Origin of the sequence: Acinetobacter lwoffii (genome assembly GCF_024129685.1) — a bacterium.
GTDB lineage: Bacteria > Pseudomonadota > Gammaproteobacteria > Pseudomonadales > Moraxellaceae > Acinetobacter > Acinetobacter lwoffii_X.
This window is the reverse complement of record NZ_JAMXXL010000031.1, coordinates 11,168-28,636: the sequence shown is the minus strand read 5'-3', so window position 1 is coordinate 28,636 and position 17,469 is coordinate 11,168. Positions and strand designations below refer to the sequence as shown.

15 protein-coding genes and 1 pseudogene are annotated in these 17,469 nt (G+C 36.5%); 10 read left to right on the top strand and 6 right to left on the bottom strand.

What is annotated here, in order from left to right; translation table 11 throughout:
• Positions 1 to 77 precede the first annotated feature (77 nt).
• A complete protein-coding gene (locus NI464_RS13135; RefSeq protein WP_253138939.1) occupies positions 78 to 419 on the bottom strand; it encodes a DUF6508 domain-containing protein in 342 nt (113 codons plus the stop codon).
• A gap of 404 nt (positions 420 to 823) precedes the next feature.
• Between NI464_RS13135 and NI464_RS13130 the strand changes: the two genes are divergently transcribed.
• The 4 genes from NI464_RS13130 to NI464_RS13115 all read left to right on the top strand — a co-directional run bounded on the left by NI464_RS13130 (position 824) and on the right by NI464_RS13115 (position 4,410).
• On the top strand, positions 824 to 1,111 hold the full coding sequence (locus NI464_RS13130) for a BrnT family toxin (protein ID WP_005254577.1): 288 nt from the start codon (positions 824 to 826) through the stop codon (positions 1,109 to 1,111).
• Entirely contained in the window at positions 1,098 to 1,412 is a 315-nt protein-coding gene (locus NI464_RS13125; RefSeq protein WP_005254584.1) for a BrnA antitoxin family protein, read from the top strand. The genes NI464_RS13130 and NI464_RS13125 overlap by 14 nt, the downstream gene beginning before the upstream one ends.
• Before the next feature lie 293 nt (positions 1,413 to 1,705).
• Positions 1,706 to 2,920 (top strand): factor H binding protein domain-containing protein, encoded by a 1,215-nt coding sequence (locus NI464_RS13120; RefSeq protein ID WP_253138937.1) that lies wholly within the window; start codon positions 1,706 to 1,708, stop codon positions 2,918 to 2,920.
• A gap of 89 nt (positions 2,921 to 3,009) precedes the next feature.
• Positions 3,010 to 4,410, top strand: coding sequence for a surface lipoprotein assembly modifier (locus tag NI464_RS13115; RefSeq protein ID WP_005254590.1), 1,401 nt, complete (start codon positions 3,010 to 3,012; stop codon positions 4,408 to 4,410).
• Positions 4,411 to 4,542: 132 nt separating this feature from the next.
• Here the strand turns inward: NI464_RS13115 and NI464_RS13110 are convergent.
• Positions 4,543 to 5,690 (bottom strand): IS3 family transposase gene (locus NI464_RS13110; protein WP_125825069.1). Its coding sequence is split into 2 segments (ribosomal slippage): positions 4,543 to 5,444 and positions 5,444 to 5,690, totalling 1,149 coding nucleotides; the frame shifts between segments, so codons are not numbered across the junction.
• 816 nt (positions 5,691 to 6,506) lie between these two features.
• Between NI464_RS13110 and repM (NI464_RS13105) the strand changes: the two genes are divergently transcribed.
• Together repM (NI464_RS13105) and NI464_RS15975 are read left to right on the top strand one after the other, a co-directional pair.
• On the top strand, positions 6,507 to 7,445 hold the full coding sequence (gene repM, locus NI464_RS13105; RefSeq protein ID WP_253138934.1) for a replication initiation protein RepM: 939 nt from the start codon (positions 6,507 to 6,509) through the stop codon (positions 7,443 to 7,445).
• 118 nt (positions 7,446 to 7,563) lie between these two features.
• Positions 7,564 to 7,714: pseudogene (locus tag NI464_RS15975) on the top strand (plasmid replication DNA-binding protein); the annotation flags it as partial.
• A 404-nt stretch (positions 7,715 to 8,118) separates the two neighbouring features.
• On the opposite strand, the gene NI464_RS13100 reads toward NI464_RS15975, so the two are convergent.
• The 4 genes from NI464_RS13100 to NI464_RS13085 form a co-directional block, all read right to left on the bottom strand.
• On the bottom strand, positions 8,119 to 9,414 hold the full coding sequence (locus tag NI464_RS13100; protein WP_253138931.1) for a Y-family DNA polymerase: 1,296 nt from the start codon (positions 9,412 to 9,414) through the stop codon (positions 8,119 to 8,121).
• A complete protein-coding gene (locus tag NI464_RS13095; RefSeq protein ID WP_005254597.1) occupies positions 9,411 to 9,992 on the bottom strand; it encodes a LexA family protein in 582 nt (193 codons plus the stop codon). The genes NI464_RS13100 and NI464_RS13095 overlap by 4 nt, the downstream gene beginning before the upstream one ends.
• A 413-nt stretch (positions 9,993 to 10,405) precedes the next feature.
• Positions 10,406 to 10,636, bottom strand: coding sequence for a hypothetical protein (locus tag NI464_RS13090; RefSeq protein ID WP_005254599.1), 231 nt, complete (start codon positions 10,634 to 10,636; stop codon positions 10,406 to 10,408).
• Positions 10,633 to 11,262, bottom strand: a complete 630-nt coding sequence (locus NI464_RS13085; RefSeq protein WP_005254607.1) for an AAA family ATPase — start codon at positions 11,260 to 11,262, stop codon at positions 10,633 to 10,635. Before NI464_RS13085 ends, NI464_RS13090 begins: the two co-directional genes overlap by 4 nt.
• A gap of 450 nt (positions 11,263 to 11,712) precedes the next feature.
• Here NI464_RS13085 and repM (NI464_RS13080) point away from each other — a divergent pair, with 450 nt between their 5' ends.
• The 4 genes from repM (NI464_RS13080) (at position 11,713) to NI464_RS13065 (ending at position 17,469) form a co-directional block, all read left to right on the top strand.
• Positions 11,713 to 12,627 (top strand): replication initiation protein RepM, encoded by a 915-nt coding sequence (gene repM / locus NI464_RS13080; protein ID WP_253138913.1) that lies wholly within the window; start codon positions 11,713 to 11,715, stop codon positions 12,625 to 12,627.
• A 632-nt stretch (positions 12,628 to 13,259) separates the two neighbouring features.
• Positions 13,260 to 13,583: a type II toxin-antitoxin system HicB family antitoxin gene (locus NI464_RS13075; RefSeq protein ID WP_005254613.1), complete on the top strand. Its 324-nt coding sequence runs from the start codon at positions 13,260 to 13,262 to the stop codon at positions 13,581 to 13,583.
• Positions 13,584 to 14,433: 850 nt separating this feature from the next.
• A complete protein-coding gene (gene mobC, locus NI464_RS13070; protein ID WP_005268028.1) occupies positions 14,434 to 14,955 on the top strand; it encodes a plasmid mobilization relaxosome protein MobC in 522 nt (173 codons plus the stop codon).
• 3 nt (positions 14,956 to 14,958) lie between these two features.
• Positions 14,959 to 17,469 (top strand): relaxase/mobilization nuclease domain-containing protein, encoded by a 2,511-nt coding sequence (locus NI464_RS13065; RefSeq protein ID WP_005254617.1) that lies wholly within the window; start codon positions 14,959 to 14,961, stop codon positions 17,467 to 17,469.

Here is a 17,469-nt window from a genome sequence, read left to right as displayed (position 1 = left end):
AAATTATCAAAGTTCTGTTGCTTTAGCCTGTATATTTTTATGGCTACCTTTATAGGGTTAATTATGAACAGTAAATGTCAACAGACCCTAGAAATATCTTTATCTACTACCATAGATAGTTTTTTCAAGGCAGTAAGAATCAACCCTGATCTAATGCTATAAGATAAAGCACCATCAAAAAAACGATCATTCCGAATAGTCGATGTTAAATAAGCTAAAATAGTTTCTCTGTCAAAATTAGAAATAACTTCTTCATTAATATCAATGTATTGACTTAATACTTCCATATATTCAAAAACCATTTCATCATTCATAGCCTCGATGTATTTTTCTCTGACATCTTGTATAGATAGACTATTATCTTCCTTTATTTTCTGTAAATCAGGAATAAGTTCTAATAGATGAGCATATCTTTTCATTATATTTTCTTAAAGAATTAATGGCTTATGTAATTTACAATAAAATCATGGGTATATCACGGCTGGATCCTATAAAAATAAGTATATAACGTCAAATTATGTCGTACTAAGTATTAAATCTTTATTCAGTTACCGACCAAGAGGTTCAATCCTATATTTTCAAAGTACCCATTTAACATAATGGGCGTTATACGAAATTCATATTTTAAAAACATAAAAATCAAATACTTGTGTTATAGTGATAATGCTCGACGATGTCGAAAAGCTGACTTGGAAACAAGTCGGCTTTTTTATGAGCGGTTTTGATAGTTCTTGCCAAGAAATTTGACTAAGAATTACGCTTTTCAACTTGAGTGATACAATTTTGTGATACATTATTGTATATACAAATTTGAATGTTTTTTATGGAACAGTATTTCGAATGGGATGAGGCAAAGAATCGAAAGAATCAGAAAAAACATGATGTCTCTTTCGAAACTGCAAGCCTTGTTTTTGAAGATCCGCTGAGGATCTCAATCCAGGACAGACATACCAATGGTGAAGAACGTTGGCAAACCATTGGAAAAGTAAGAGGCGTACTAATGCTGTTAGTAGCTCACACCATCTTTGATGAAGATGACTGTGAAATCATACGAATCATTAGTGCAAGGCAAGTCACCAAGGCGGAGCGAGATAAATATGAGCACGGTTAGATACTCACGTAAAGAACTGAATGAAAAATTCAGCGACAAGCAAGATGCTGAAATTGAACGCTTGCTTGCTAAAGGGACGGGTCCTGATGATCAGCTAGATCTATCAGATATTCCTGAAATTACAGACTGGAGCAATGCTGTACGCCATAATCAATTCTATCGCCCAGTGAAGCAACAGACTTCCATCCGTTTAGATGCTGATGTACTTGCATGGTTTAAAGCTCAAGGCAAAGGCTATCAAACACGAATGAATGAAATTCTGCGTGAAGCAATGTTAGAAGATTTAAAAAATCATCGATAAAAATGGGAGCTTAGGCTCCAATTTTTTAATTTTAATAACATATATTAATTTTTTGGTTCTTAGTGAAATTTAACCATCGGTATAAAAACTCGTGTTAAATCTGATTTATCATGTATTCATTAATATCAAAAATATTGATAATTTATTATATAAAATTAAATACTTATAAAAAAAAGTTTTTTTAAAAAATACTCATTTTTTTAGTTAGATATTTACTATAATAAGTTGAAACGTAATGTAATACAAATAAACATTAATTACACATTAAATCCATAATGTAATTTAGGGTATCTATGCAATCAATGAATTTAACAAAGCTAAGTGCTGCTATTATTTTGGCACTAAGTACTGCTGCTTGTAGTAGTGGTGGAAGTCATTCAACAACATCTACTTCTCCAGTAATTACTGAACAGACTGCTGCTGAGAAGGCTGCTGCTGAAAAGGCTGCTGCTGAGAAGGCTGCCGCTGAGAAGGCTGCTGCTGAAAAGGCTGCCGCTGAAAAGGCTGCTGCTGAAAAGGCTGCTGCTGAGAAGGCTGCTGCTGAAAAGGCTGCTGCTGAGAAGGCTGCTGCTGAAAAGGCTGCTGCTGAAAAGGCTGCTGCTGAGAAAGCTGCCGCTGAAAAGGCTGCTGCTGAGAAGGCTGCTGCTGAAAAGGCTGCTGCTGAGAAGGCTGCCGCTGAGAAGGCTGCTGCTGAAAAGGCTGCTGCTGAGAAGGCTGCTGCTGAGAAGGCTGCTGCTGAGAAGGCTGCTGCTGAAAAGGCTGCTGCTGAAAAGGCTGCTGCTGAGAAGGCTGCTGCTGAAAAGGCTGCTGCTGAAAAGGCTGCCGCTGAGAAAGCTGCTGCTGAGAAGGCTGCTGCTGAAAAGCAAAAAGAAATTGATGACGCAAAAGGTCTTACTAGTTACTACCCAATTAACACGATTACAGCTAATTTTAATGGTGGGAAAGCTACTACCAATAATCTAACTAAAGCATCTGGCACACAGTCTGTTGTTTATAATCAGCCCTATTCTGTTGTTTTAGGTAATTATTCTGGCGATCTTTCTTATAACAATAAGACTGGCGCATTAATAAGCGATGATCGTACATCTAATATTAAAATCCAAGGTTTGAAAACAACTGTTGATGCAATACCAACTTTAGGTACTGCTACTTATACAGGTAAAGCATTTAATGGTGCTTATATTGATACGACAACTATTGATTACAGCGGAATGATCCCATCTATTTCGACAACATCGAAATTGGCTGAAGGTACTTTAGATTATAATATTAACTTTACTGATCGCTTAGGTTCAGGATCAATCACTGGCTTAGGTAATACTATTAGCCTAGAACAAGGTTCTATTTCTGGAACTGGAATCACTTCAACAGCTAAACAATTAACTAATACTGGTACATATTCATTAGACTTTTATGGCAAAAAAGCTGAAGAAATTGCTGGTAAAGTCATTTTTAATGGTAAAGATACCGTTGGCTTTGGCGGTACACGTGGTGAAATTACTAAATAAAATCTTATTTTAGTCCCCACTTATCTATAGACCGTCTGAAATTAAATATAATTTCAGACGGTTTTTGTCATTCTATTGGTAGCCATTTGATGAATATCAAATATTTAGTAATTCTTTCAGTAACATTTTCTAGCACTGCATTTTCTCAAGAATTACCACCAGCTCAAACAGTATTTTTTGAGCAAGATTCATTTATTCAACCTGAATTATTACTTAAAAAAACAGTAGATAAAGATTTAAAGCTTTCTACACTACCTCCAAACTCAAGTTTAGAAGATTATATTAATCAAGCCATTATTCATAAAGACTGGAAAGAACTTGAGAAACTACTAGATAAATACAGAAAAACTGATAATTACGATCACATTTTATACGAGTATGGCTTAGGTGCTTTATATCGTTTTCAAGGAAAGCAAAAGAAAGCCATAGAAATGTACCAAGAGATTATTACAAAGAATCCAAATTTATATTATCCCCGTTTTGATCTAGCCATGATGTTATTTGAAAATAAACAATATACTGAAGCTAAAAATGAATTTAGAGCAGTAAGACCTTTTCTTCCTACTCAGATCCAAGCATTAATAGATCAGCTATTGAGTACTATGGAAGAGTCTCAAGGATGGCAACCAAACGTAAATTTTAATTTTGAAAAAACAGATAATGTTAATCAATCATCGAGTATAAAAGAGATTTCTATTGGAAAAGCAACTTTCATACGTGATCAGGAATCACTACCACAAAAGGCAGAAGGTATCGGTTATACGCTGAATGCATCACGTGAACAAAATATGATGAGCAATCATTATGTATATTTTAATGCAACATTAAACGGTATTCATTATTGGGATAATACAGAATTTAGTGAGCAAACCTTACGTATCGATACTGGTTACAAGTATAAAGATCTTAAGCAATCCTTAGGCATAATTCCATTTATTGGGCAAAATATACTAGGTGATAGTCGTTACAGTCATAACTATGGTGCAGGATTAGAATATAACCGATTATTATCAGATCGCTGGCAAGTTTCTGCTAATACATCTCATATCCAAAAACGATATCAGGATTCAGATCTTGCACAATATTATAATGGTCATGCTAATAGTCAGGCTGCATTGATGCTGTATCAACCGAAATCGAAATTACTCATATATAGTGGCTTAGACTGGATGCAAGATCGCTTAGCGGACGAAGCAGAATCATCTAATAAAAAAGGTATACGAAGTGGTTTTTTATACTTTGGGGACTCATTGGGTATTAGTAGCAACATACGTTATTCTAAGCGTAATTTTTTAGCAGATAATATTTGGTATGGTATTCAACGCAAAGACAGTGAATATGAATTTGGTATAGCTACTTGGCGTAAGCAATGGCAGTGGAAAGGTTTTACTCCCAAGTTAAATTATAGATATCAAAAAATTGACAGCAATTTACCACTTTATGAGCGTAATAACGGCACATGGTTTATCACAATAGATAAAAAAATTTAAGAATAAAGGCTCTAACTGAGAGTAAGAGCCTTTCTATTATTTAACATAAAATCTCTTATACGAATCAATGATGTTAGAACCCATTTAAAGTGTTATATTTCAAAAAGTTATGCTTGAATAGCCACCAAAATTCTAGACACACCTAACCATCTTTTGATGGGCCTTTTCATAATCTAATGGAGAACGCTGACCATTGGAACCATGTCTGCGTTTTGAATTGTAGAACATCTCAATATATTCAAAGATATCAGACCTAGCTTCAGTTCTTGATGCATATAGTTTCTTCTTAATTCTTTCTCGCTTTAACAACTGAAAGAAACTCTCAGCAACAGCATTATCATGGCAATTTCCTCTGCGACTCATACTACATTCCAGATTGTGCTGCTTAAGGAATGTTTGCCATTCATGGCTCGTATATTGACTGCCTTGGTCAGAGTGAATCAGAACTTTATTCTGTGGTTTTCTCCGCCATAGAGCCATTAATAACGCATCTAAAACCAGATCTGTCGTAATTCTGGATTTCATAGACCAGCCAACTACAAGTCGTGAGAACAGGTCGATTACCACTGCGAGATACAGCCATCCTTCATGGGTACGAATATAGGTAATATCAGTCACCCATAGTTGGTTCGGCTGTGCTGGATTAAATTGGCGGTCTAAAGTGTTTGCAGCAACAACCGACGGAGTACCTGCATGAGTTCTAGGTTTGCGATAGCCACGCTGTGATTTAAGTCCATCAACTTTCATCAACCGATGCACTCGATTAATCCCACAATTCTCACCAACATCTTTCAGATCACAGTAAATCTTGCGATAGCCGTAAACCCCACCAGATTCTAACCAAAACTGTTTAATCAGTCCTGAAAGTTGTTGCCGTTTCTGGGCTGTCTTGCTGATAGGCTGTTTTAGCCATGCATAATAACCACTATGATGAACATCTAGAGTTGAACACAAACGACGGATCGGCCATATATGCTGGTTGTCCCGAATAAAGGCGTACCTCATTTGGACTGGCTTGCGAAGTACACCGCGGCCTTTTTTAAGATGTCCCGTTCTTCAGTTACTCTTTGCAGTTCTTTTCTGAGCTTTGCTAGCTCTGCAGTTGGATCTGCTGATTGAGTAACTTTGGGTTGTTGAGGATCATAGCGTTTAATCCAGGCATATAAACTATGTGTAGTTGTACCTAAACGCGCAGCAACCTCGGCCACACTATAACCTTTCTCGGTAACTTGCTTTACTGCTTCAATTTTGAATTCTTCAGGATATCGTTTACTGCTCATAAGCACCTCGTTAATTAGCCATTTTATCTAACTAAAAGGTGTCTACAAAATTAGTGGCTATTCAGAGCGAACCATCAAAATTTGCGCCTAGACTCCCTGAAAAACAGTTTTTTAGGCTTTTTAGCCTAAGAAGGTATAAATCTCATGAAGAAAATTGAGCCTAGATCGAGCGAAACGAGCAAAAAAGTACTATGAGCGAAGCGAATTCCGAGTTTCTTTTATTTTTTCTAAAAGTCACGAAAATATTAACCAAAAAATTGCCTCTCGAATCGAGCGAAAGCAAGATTCAATAGAGTTTGAGTGTAGCGAAAACCAAGGGCAATTTTTCATGGCTTAGGCTTTTAATTATTTTTAATCTTTTAAATACTTTTAATTAGCCTGTAATCCTTAATTCATAAGGGTTTTAGAATTAATAAAACTAGGTTTATCGACCCATAAAACTAGGTTTATCGACCCATAAAACTAGGTTTATCGACCTTAAAACTAGGTTTATCGACCTTAATTCAATTAGGTTGTTTTTTAAACAAATGAATATACTAAAATATAAAAATTTCATTTATGTAATCTTTATTAATAATTATTTAGGTCTCAAATGACTTGGATTAATTAGAACCGCCTGTCACAAAAGGGTTTTAAAATAATTTATAAAACTAGGTTTATCGACCCATATATCCTTTACTAAATCATTTTAAAATTAGATTTAATATTTTTAAAAATATATTTAAAATCAATTGATTAATAATCTTATAATTCTCGGTTGAATCTATAAACAAGATAGTCTAGCTTATGATCTAGTCTTCTCTAAAATTCCTTAAAATGTCAAAATTAGTTGTTAAAGATAATACTCTAGTCCAAGCTACATATGCTTTAGATATAGTGGAACAGCGTCTAATTCTGTTGGCAATTGCTGAAGCACGGGAAACCGGACAAGGTATAACAGAAAATAGTATGCTTGCAGTACATGCTAGTAGCTACATTAATACTTTTAATGTTGAAAAACATACCGCTTATACAGTGCTAAGAGATGCATCAATAAGCTTATTTGATAGATATGTTACATATCATGATACTAATTCTCACACTGGAAAAGATCGTAGTTTTCACTGTCGTTGGGTGGACAAAATAGGATACGAACCATCTTCTGGAATAGTTTATCTACGGTTCACAAATGATATTGTTCCGTTGATCACTCGCTTGGAAGAAAATTTTACAAAGTATAAATTAGAGCAAATTGCACGACTCACTAGTAGTTACGCTCTTAGGCTATATGAACTATTGATTAAATGGCAATCTGCTGGAAAGACACCAATTTTAGATATAACAAATTTTAGAGAGCAACTCGGTGTACTAGCAAATCAATACAAAACTATGAGTAACTTTAAAACATACGTTTTAGATTTTGCACTAAATCAAGTCAATGAATTAACAGATATAACTGCTAAATATGAGCAACATAAAACTGGACGCTTAATCTCAGGTTTTTCCTTTAAATTAAAACAGAAGAAAAACGCAACAACAAAGACAGTCAAGACAAAAACTAAAAATAATATCTGTGACCTGTTTTCGAAAATAACTGATAAACAATGCTATATGTTTGCGAACAAACTTTCTGAACTACCAGAAATGGGAAGATATTCCAAGGAAGGTGAAAGCTACCAACAATTTGCTGATCGCATTGCTAAAATGCTTAAAGAATATAAGAAATTTGAAGAATTATTTCCTTACCTTCAGAAAGTTGGCTTCGCATCTAACTAAAATTTAAATTTGATCGTCTACCTATTAGGCAGTCTAATAGGCAGTAATATTTTACAAGTTTAATCCTATGTACAGGATAAAAACCCTTACAGTTTTTTAACTTTCCAAACTTTACACCATCAATAGACAAACACTTTAAAACAACTTGAAAAAGGGAATTCTAAGAGCAAGATTGATTTGGCCGAAGCTATTTGTGTTTTGGTGAATTAATTCAAAAACAGTACCTAAAAGAACCTGTAAAAATAGATAGTCCAAATTCAGCTGAAGTTCCAACACATGTTGCATCATTTTAAGAAACTATTATTGAAGTTCCCACAGCAAAAGAAACTGCTGAAATTGAAACTGATAACCAAACACAAAATAAGCACATCTCTGTTACTGAGCATGTCGATCTTGAACCTAAAAACGTGGCTTTCTTAGATGTTTTTTCATACCGTAAGATTAATCTAGGCTACATAAAAGCGTGGAACAATGATCAATAAACAATCGTTTAACATGACAAATCAACAAAGCCGAAGCAGGGCATGTTGGGATTTTTTATAAAAACCATATAATTGAAAAATAAAAAAATTTAATAATCTCATATACAATTGATTATATTAAATAATATTTTATGCCGTGAGCCTATTTTTACATTTTTCTGCAATGAATAGCTAACTGTTTTAGCCTCATTTTATTTCTTAATCCGTAGCAACCCATCCCAGCTAAAATAGTCTCGGCTTAAACTTGCTTGCCTTGCTGACCATTTTCGATCTGGTAAATAACAAACACCGACTGCAATCTTCCTTTTACCGTATTTCTGCTGGATCTGTTCATAGGCTTGCATCAGGTTCTCATTACTTTGAATCTTCTCGTGATCTGCAAACAGTGTCGGTACATAATGCTGTTTAGCAATGAGATCTGTCAGCATCACTCCGCATTTTTTATACATCACGCCAGGCTTATAAGTTTGTTCCAATATCTTTAATGAGATCCGTATCAAGACAGTGACACTATCGGTTGGCTCTTCCAGGTCCAGCGATAGCGATTTGCTGTAATAAGGTAAATGCTTATCAAATGGATTCGATTGCACAAAGACGATGACTGTAACACAGAGAGAATGCTCAGCTCTGAGTCGTTTCACTGCATCCTGTACATACTTGGTTAAGGCTTCTTTCAGGTCATCAAGTTCTGTAATTTTTTCACCGAAGGAACGACTGGCCATAATCTGCTTTTTGGATTCAGGTGCATGTTCAAGCTCAATACATGCCTGTCCTTGTAATTCCATGACAGTTCGCTGCATCAGCACAGAAAATGCCTTCGCTAGGCGGTGTGGACTGCATTGAGCCAAATCCAAAACAGTATGAATTCCATATTGTTTTAATTTCTTGCTGTGCTGTCGTCCAACGCCCCATACTTCAGCCACATCAATCAGGCTCCAGAAATAATCTCGATGTTGTGAATGCATCTCGGCCAAATTGCATACGCCATTAAAGCGTTTGGCCTTTTTGGCCATATAGTTGGCAAGCTTGGCTTCGGTCTTGCTGCGACCAATTCCGATACAGACAGGCAAGCCAATCCATTGCTTGATCCGTGCTCGTATCTCCTGTGCATACACTGTTAAATCGAAACTTTGGGTATAGGCAGTGAGCTTTAAAAATGACTCATCAATCGAATAGATTTCCTGTTCATCCGGTGCTACATATTGCCCCAAGATGGTATGAAAGCGACGTGACATTTCAGCATATAAGGGATAGTTACTCGACAGTACTTCGACTTTATGCTGTTCGATGAGGTCCTGGATCTGAAATAGCGGCACACCCATTTTGATGCCTAAATCTTTGGCTTCCTGTGAACGTGCCACGACACAACCATCGTTATTGGATAACACCACGACAGGACGATGATCTAATCCAGGATTGAATAAACGCTCACATGAGACGTAGCAATTATTAACATCGACGAGCGCATAGATTTCTTGGCGACTCATTTAAAGCTCTTAATCAGTTTAGTGACTACACCCCAAATGACTAACTGCTGACCTTCTGATGGATAAATATCAGAATATTCCTCATTTTCAGCTTTCAGCCAACACCCTTGTGCATCTTTCATTAAGCGTTTGACCGTAAATGCATTGTCTAACCAGACAACCACAATATCCCTGTGCTTGGCTTCAATACTGCGATCAACAATTAGTTCATCATTGATATCAATACCGATATTCAGCATGGATTGTGAGTCCGCCTTGACAATAAAAGTAGCCGTTTCATTTCTGATCAGATGTTCGTTCAGATCAACTTTTTTATCTATAGAGTCTTCTGCGGGTGAAGGAAAACCTGCCCGGACCCGCTCTGTTGCCAATGGAATTTCCATTTGCGTCACAGGGTCAAGCTGACGGATATCCTTAATTTCATGCTGTGGTGGCTTGTCTTGTAAAAGTGCTTTAATATCAGGGATACGTGCTTTTGGTACACGAATCACTTTGGTCACTTGATCAGGTTTCGGTTTACGCCCTGCTCCTGCTCTACGCCCACCATGTTTTTGAGGTTCACCCTCTATCATCGTCATACTCTGCCCCCTTATTAAATCTTGAAAAATGTAACTTTATTCAAGATTCTAATGAGAATTCATCTTTTTTCAAGATGGAAGTCAATCTAACTATTGCGGAATGCTTTATTTTAAGGGGTTGTCTAATATTTTTTCCGATGAATGGTGGTATTAGTCATAAGAATTCTTTATTAGTTATTTTCTTTGTTGCATAAAACTATCTTTTTAAAGATAGTGTTTCACTTAATTATTCAAATTTAAATGCCAATTTGGGTATACCATTGGAGACGCTATTCAGGTATTCAAGTACCCTAGACATATGTAAACCTATCATTAATAAAAAAATCCCTTAATGGTTAAGGGATTTTTTTATATTGAAATTAATTTAATCTTGAAACTAAAATAGTTTCTTATTAGTTTCAAATAAGTTGCTATTATTCGCTAAGTTTCTTCAAAGCAAATCTGATAATGCCGTTATGTGTTTGGCCATATTTTTCAGCTAACTCAACCAATAACTGATACTCATATTCGTTCATTGGAATCGTGTGTGTCTTAAATTTTCTAGGTGCTTTCGGATTTAATTTTTGAGTAATTTCTTCATTAGCACCATTGATGAAGGTTTCCATATCAGGAGAATTTTTTACAAGCTCTCTTTTCTTAATCATGCTAATAATTCCTTCATAAAAGCATCGAACTCTTCAACTGCTTTTGGATTATTTGATTCAACTACACCTTTCCCTTCAGCAGTGACATCACGGTAAACCTTGCGATCATGGATTACTGATGACAAAGCTGTGAACAATGGAAAATCCATCAGGTACTCATTAGCTTGCTGTATTTCAGATACAGCTGGATTGGTTGGTGCCAAAGTTAAGAGTCCAAATGATTTCAGAGTTTCATTAAATGATTTGGCTTGATCTATGACTTCAGATAAATGAGGTAAAGTATCCAAATCAAATTGTGATGGTCTAAATGGCACTACAAGGTAATGAGCAGCTAACATTGCTGTTCTGAGCTCTTTGCTATCATGACCAGCTACATCAACTACTACATAGTCATAACGACTATCTAGATCTTTCAACGTATTTTTAATGTCCCCGTAACGTTGAATACAATGTACTTTAGGTAGCTTTGTCTCATCTCTGTCTTTAACCCAATTAGCTGAACTTTGTTGAGGATCTGCATCAACTAATACAATATCTTTGTTATGTTTAGCTAGATATGCTGCAATGTTGATGGCTATTGTTGACTTACCACATCCACCTTTTTGGCTTCCAATTAATAGAATCATTTTACTTTTATTTTGCAACTAATTTGTATTTAATATAGTTGTATTTTTGATTGTTGTAAATAATTACTCAAAAAATTCTATTATCTAGATACTTTGTCATTAGTCTACATTTTCCCACCTAAATTAGAGTTATGCTTCATAATGATTCATCACTGTAAATTGATATTCGTAAAACAAGAAATTCTCTTAAATTTTTAAACAATAAGCTTTTTATTTTTAATATTTTTAATATTTTTATTTTTAAGACATCTGTAAGCCTTGTATAGCAAGTGTTTCAGAGGTTATTAGTCTACATTTTCCCACCTTCAAGTCTACATTTTCCCACCTTCAAGTCTACATTTTCCCACCTTCAAGTCTACATTTTCCCACCTTCAAGTCTACATTTTCCCACCTTGTGCATACATAGATAATTAGTGTATCCTAATTAGATAATTAAATGGGGACGTCTCAGTGAAAAATGAGCTCGTAGTTAAGGATAATGCGTTAATCAATGCCAGCTATAATTTGGATACAACAGAACAACGATTGATTCTATTGGCAATTGTACGGGCAAGAGAGCTAAGTAAGAATGTGGATGCCAATAGCACGTTAGAGGTTCATGCTCATCATTATATGAAGCAATTTAATGTGGATAAGCATGCAGCCTACGAGGGACTTAAAAATGCAGCCAGCAATCTATTCGAGCGCAAATTCAGTTACAAGGGCATTCATGAGGGTACTCAACAGGAAAAGATCGTGAAATCACGTTGGGTTTCCAAAATAGCGTATGTTGATTCCGCTGGGATTGTAGAGCTGACTTTTGCACCTGATGTCATCCCATTGATTACCCAGTTAGAGAAGTCATTTACTGCTTACGAGCTTAAACAGATTAGCTCTCTTACGAGTAAATATGCAATTCGTCTTTACGAATTACTAATTCAATGGCGCAGTCTTGGCAAGACACCTATGTTTGAGTTAGAAGACTTTCGCTTTAAGCTTGGATTAGCAGAGGGTGAATATGCCAAGATGGCTAATTTCAAAGCTCGGGTACTCGATACTGCATTAACCCAAATTAATGAATTAACAGATATCGTTGCTTCTTACGATCAGCATAAAAATGGACGTTTGATTAGTGGTTTCTCATTTAAGTTCATAAATAAGCAGCAACCTAAGGAAGTCACTAATACAAAAGCTAAGAAGCTAACAGACAAGCAGATTCAATTCTTTGCTAACAAGCTAGCTCACTATGATCCATTTGCAAGCCAAAAAGCTGCAGTAGGGGAAAGCTATGCTGATTTAGAAAAAAGACTTCTGATTGAATTACAAGATGCTGAGGTTATCAGAAAGTATACTGGTGTTCTAAAAGAGTTAGGGTTTGAGATATAAATTGCAACTATATTAGTTGTATTATGAATCTAATTTAGTTTTTTAATGATTTCGTTTTGATTGTAAAGTAATGAGTATTAAATAATTCATTTGTTAATTGTTCAGCCTGTACGAGTAAAATCGCAGTCGCATAAAGCCATATCAGATGGATAGATACTTCTTAAAGATGCTTCACAAAAGCTTAAAGGCATTATGGGTTCCTTGAATGGATATCATGAAATTTTTACATATCAAATGCAGTAATTTAATTAACAGATACTAACTAGGCAAAATAAAAGGGCATTAAGCCCTTTTTCCTCTATTACAACTGATACTAAGAAAATTTAAATTTTCCAATATCGGTATTACCTCTTTAGGATCACAGAGATGTTTTTTCATCTCCTGTTGTACATGCCAACTTTTTCAATAATTGTCTTAAACGACAAGTTAAATCTCTCAGCAAGCCAAGCGACTGTTATATGTTTTGGCAATTCCTCTTTTTTTCACTCGCTATGTAGCCACACGGTTTTTAAAACACCGGGGCAAGGCGATCCTCGTATTAATCTTCAAGATGATAGCGGAAAGGCTAAACCTTATCAGGTTAGGCAAGTATTAGCTGCTCTTGATAAACTTAAAACATTTTGAGGTGTCAAATGGATAGCAAACAATATACTTATCGTGTTACATGGTCAGCAGAAGATAATGAGTATGTTGGTCTATGTGCCGAATTTCCATCACTGTCTTGGCTCGATAAAGAACAATCCAAAGCATTCTCTAGGATTGTTGATCTTGTTGGTGAAGTTGTAGCAGATATGATCAGTAATAATGAGAAATTACCAGTACCGCTTTCAGAAAAAAAATATAGCGGACGGTTTGCTGTTTGTGTTCTATCAATGGTTCATCAAAAACTAGCACTTGAAGCGGCTGAGCATGGTGTGAGTATGAATCGTTTGGTATCGGCAAAATTGGCTATGTAGTTTTCTATTTTGACAGTCTACTTGGAATGAAAATGACTGGTAGGCCACAAATAGGAATGGGAGGCTGACTTATCCATTATTTCGCATATAAGGAAACATAAATTCATAATAAGTATTAATAGAATTTATGTATTAATTTCATAAGATAGAATAATAAATTTAAAAAATTGTGATGCACTTCACATACTGTCCGTTTCTAACAAAAAACCGTCCGTTTCTAACAAAAACAAAAGTGTTACATCCCCAAATTAAAACGTTACATGTCACGAGTTAAACCTGAAATTTGAAAGATAGATGTGTGTTATTTTTCTTCATTGTTAATTATTAATTAATTGATATTTATCTAAAATATTATTTTATTTAGCAGGGGAATCAAATTCATTGAAAATAAGAATACGATGCTGAAAACGATATAAATTTGATGAATAACTCAAAAATAAATAAAAAAACAAACCTCAACACATTTTTTAAAGAAATCTGCATAATTTCAAGCCAATTTCAAATTTTTTAAGATTTTTTAGATATAAATCTATATCAATGAACATTAATTCGAGATTGAACGCTAATTTACAACTCGTTTCCGTTTGAGAAATAAAGTAACTCTTTCAAAAAAATAGATGATTTCGTTCAAAAAAAATCGAAATTCGACGGATGGGATTTGAATTTTTTAATTCCTTTATGCTTGGGATTCAGGAGGGGAAATTGTTCTTAAAAAGAGCAGTTTATTAAGCAAGCCTACCTGTAGCTACAAAAATAAAGTTCTACGAACTTCACTTTTGGTACGCAACAGGGCTTGTTAGGGGCGACCCCCTAAGACCCCATAAATCACCAATCCGAACAGGATAGATAAATGAAAAGGACCAAACGTGAAATCACGAAGCGACTTCGTTTTAATGCCGAACAGGGGGCGCAGTTAGATAGTTTTCTTCAGGAACATGGAATTGGATTTACCAAGCTGATTCATATCCTTATTCAGCGCGAGTTATGTCGATGTTGGCCACTTGTTCACCAGACCAGTGAAGAACAAGCCCTTAGTGAACCTTCTAAGCTGTGGCAGTCCGTACCACTCAAAAAAAGATCCTTAAAAAATACAGTGGGTCGCCCGATACCCAGTGCCGACCCTCAACTCTTACTGGAACTTGGCCGAATCGGAAATAATATCAACCAGATTGCACGTTCACTGAACTTCTTATGTCTTCAACAAACTGAAGACATTCAGAAGTTTTCCTTTGTCGATTGCGTGGATGTTCTGGTCACGATTCAGTCTGATTTACATCAATATCTTCCTGTGCTCCCAAAATATTTTGTTTCTGATCAGCTTGCGAAAAACAGAAAAGCAAAAGCAATTCAAAGGGTAATGGAGGATCGATAGATTATGCTCATTAAATTTTTAAAGTCAGGCACAGGCGATCCAAAGCTGGCAGCAGCCTATGTAACAGGTGAGCAGGATCATCAAGGTGACCGACGAGCAGGAGTAAAAATCCTGAGAGGAGATCCTGCCACCTTTGCGATCATTGCTGAAAGTATCAAGTTTCAATACTGCTACACCTCTGCAGTGATTGCCTGGTCGCCCGAAGACCATGTATCGGATGCACAGCTTGAAGAAGTTTTGGATCTGTTTGAGGAACATGCTTTTGCCGGATTGAGTCCAGAACAATATCACATGACAGCTGTAATGCATGCTGAGGATAATGGCTCACGCCATCTACATATACTGGTCCCTCGAATTGAACTGAATTCAGGAAAATCATTAAACATTGCTCCACCAGGACATCATCATTACTTTGACCCACTGCGTGATTTTTTAAACCATAAATATGGTTGGGCAAGACCTGATGACCCTACCCGTATAAAGAGCATAAAACTTAAAAATCATCATGAGATGCAAAACGCAGCTGCAATTAAAGCCGGTATGCAGCATCTGCCCAAAAAGACCCGTTTGGAGTTAATTCACCAATATGTAGAACAACGCATTGTCTATGGAATCATCAATAACCGAGATGATTTGCTCAAGAGTCTGTCCGAACTTGGTGAGTTAAGTCGAAAAGATGATCACTACATTTCACTTAAGACCAGTTATGGAACAGACCGTTTAAAAGGGAAGTTTTATCATGCAGAGTTTTCATTCGATGCTTACCGAAAAAATCGAGCAGGACCGGAAGCAGCACGAGCAGTATTGCCTGGACATCCGGCAGGACTTGCAGCACCTTCAGCAGAACTCACAGAATGCCTTAAGCGACTTGAACAAGTTCGAAGAAAACGTTTTACGTATCACCAAAAATATTATCGAACCGGAATTCCTGCGACTGGAGAGTCTCTCGAACCACTATCAGGATTATCGGCAGAGCCTGGAGCAACAGTTAAAGCAAAGCTTGGCAGAAACCCAGACTATCGATCTGGAATTGATGTTGTACAACATCAAAACCGACACCCAATTTCAGGACATTCTGAAGCTACATCAGCGCCAACAGAAAATCTTGCAAAATCTACAGATCGATTTGAGCAGGAACAGGGAATTACTCGACCAGATACAGCAGAGCAGCGAGCAAGAGCAACAGAACAGCAGTGCACTACGCAACGACCTTCTCAACATGATGCCATTGCTGAAACAAATACAGCAGCAATGCCGCAACAACAGCTCTCAAGCGAAATTAGCAGAACAGTTAAGCCATCAGCTTGGAGATGGAATCAGCTTGATACAGCAGCTCCATCAGCAATGCAAAAAAATACTGTGGTGTCTTGGGATATTCGGCACATTCAGCATGCTGTCACTGCTCAGGGATTTTATCTAAATATCGGAGTGCAACATGATAGAAACATTGTTACAAACCCAAAAAAACCAGTTGATTCTCCAGCTAAAGGGCATGATTCAAGCTTTGGAACAAAAAACGGAAGTACTTCAGGAGGAAGCCCGGCATTACCAGCAGGTCTTCGAAGCCCAAAAAGCATACATCGACGAACTCATGAAGTCACAAAAGCTTCAGAACGACTATCAGGAGCTTATGCGCAAAGAAAACATTCTTATGATGAAGAAGCTGAACGATATGAAGCAGAAACTAATCGAGAGAGACAAGATCCTCAGGCGCTATCAAGACGAAATCAAGAAAGAGATATCTTACAAAGAACTAATCGATTCTTTAACGGTATTTGGGCGCGAATTAGAGCTACGTTTAAAACTGTTATTGACCAGCTCACACCTTCGCCCACTGATACAGGAAGAACTCCAGAGCAGTTTAAGACCGTATCTAAACGCCTTGAGACAGTTGGAATCGATCGACTGGTCAACCTTGCAAGACGAAGAGCTGAACACCGAAAACTTATTGAGCATGTTAGAAGAGTTAAAGCAGAAATAGAGGCCAGTAACCAACCAAAAAATGATCCTCTTGTGATAAAAACTATCAGTGCCGAATTGAAGAAAATGAAAATACGATATACAGATTTATATTTGGATGACGCGTATATATATGCAAATAAGGCTGAAGGCTGCTTTCATGACTTATGTGATCCAAACATCGCACCCGAAAGTAAAAAAATGGATATGGAGGGATACATCCACTTTATAGAAGAATGTTTAAATGAGTTCAGGGTGCAGTTGCCGCGGATGAATACCGGGGAAACTGAGGGATTTGAGAAGCTGATGACAGTCGTTGAATTGCATATTAAAGAACTCAATACCACTAACCTAGAGATAGGGCCAACAATTGACTTAAACGAGGCACAGCAGTATCTGGGAGATATGGTTCAGGATGTTCGAGAAAAACTGGCCCAAAGGCTAACCGAGCTATCCGAAGATTCACATTTAGATCATCAAAATGATGCAGTACTTTCACCAAGAGAATCCGAGCCAACTCGGTCGAGTAGCTCGGATTATGATGCCTACTTTTAA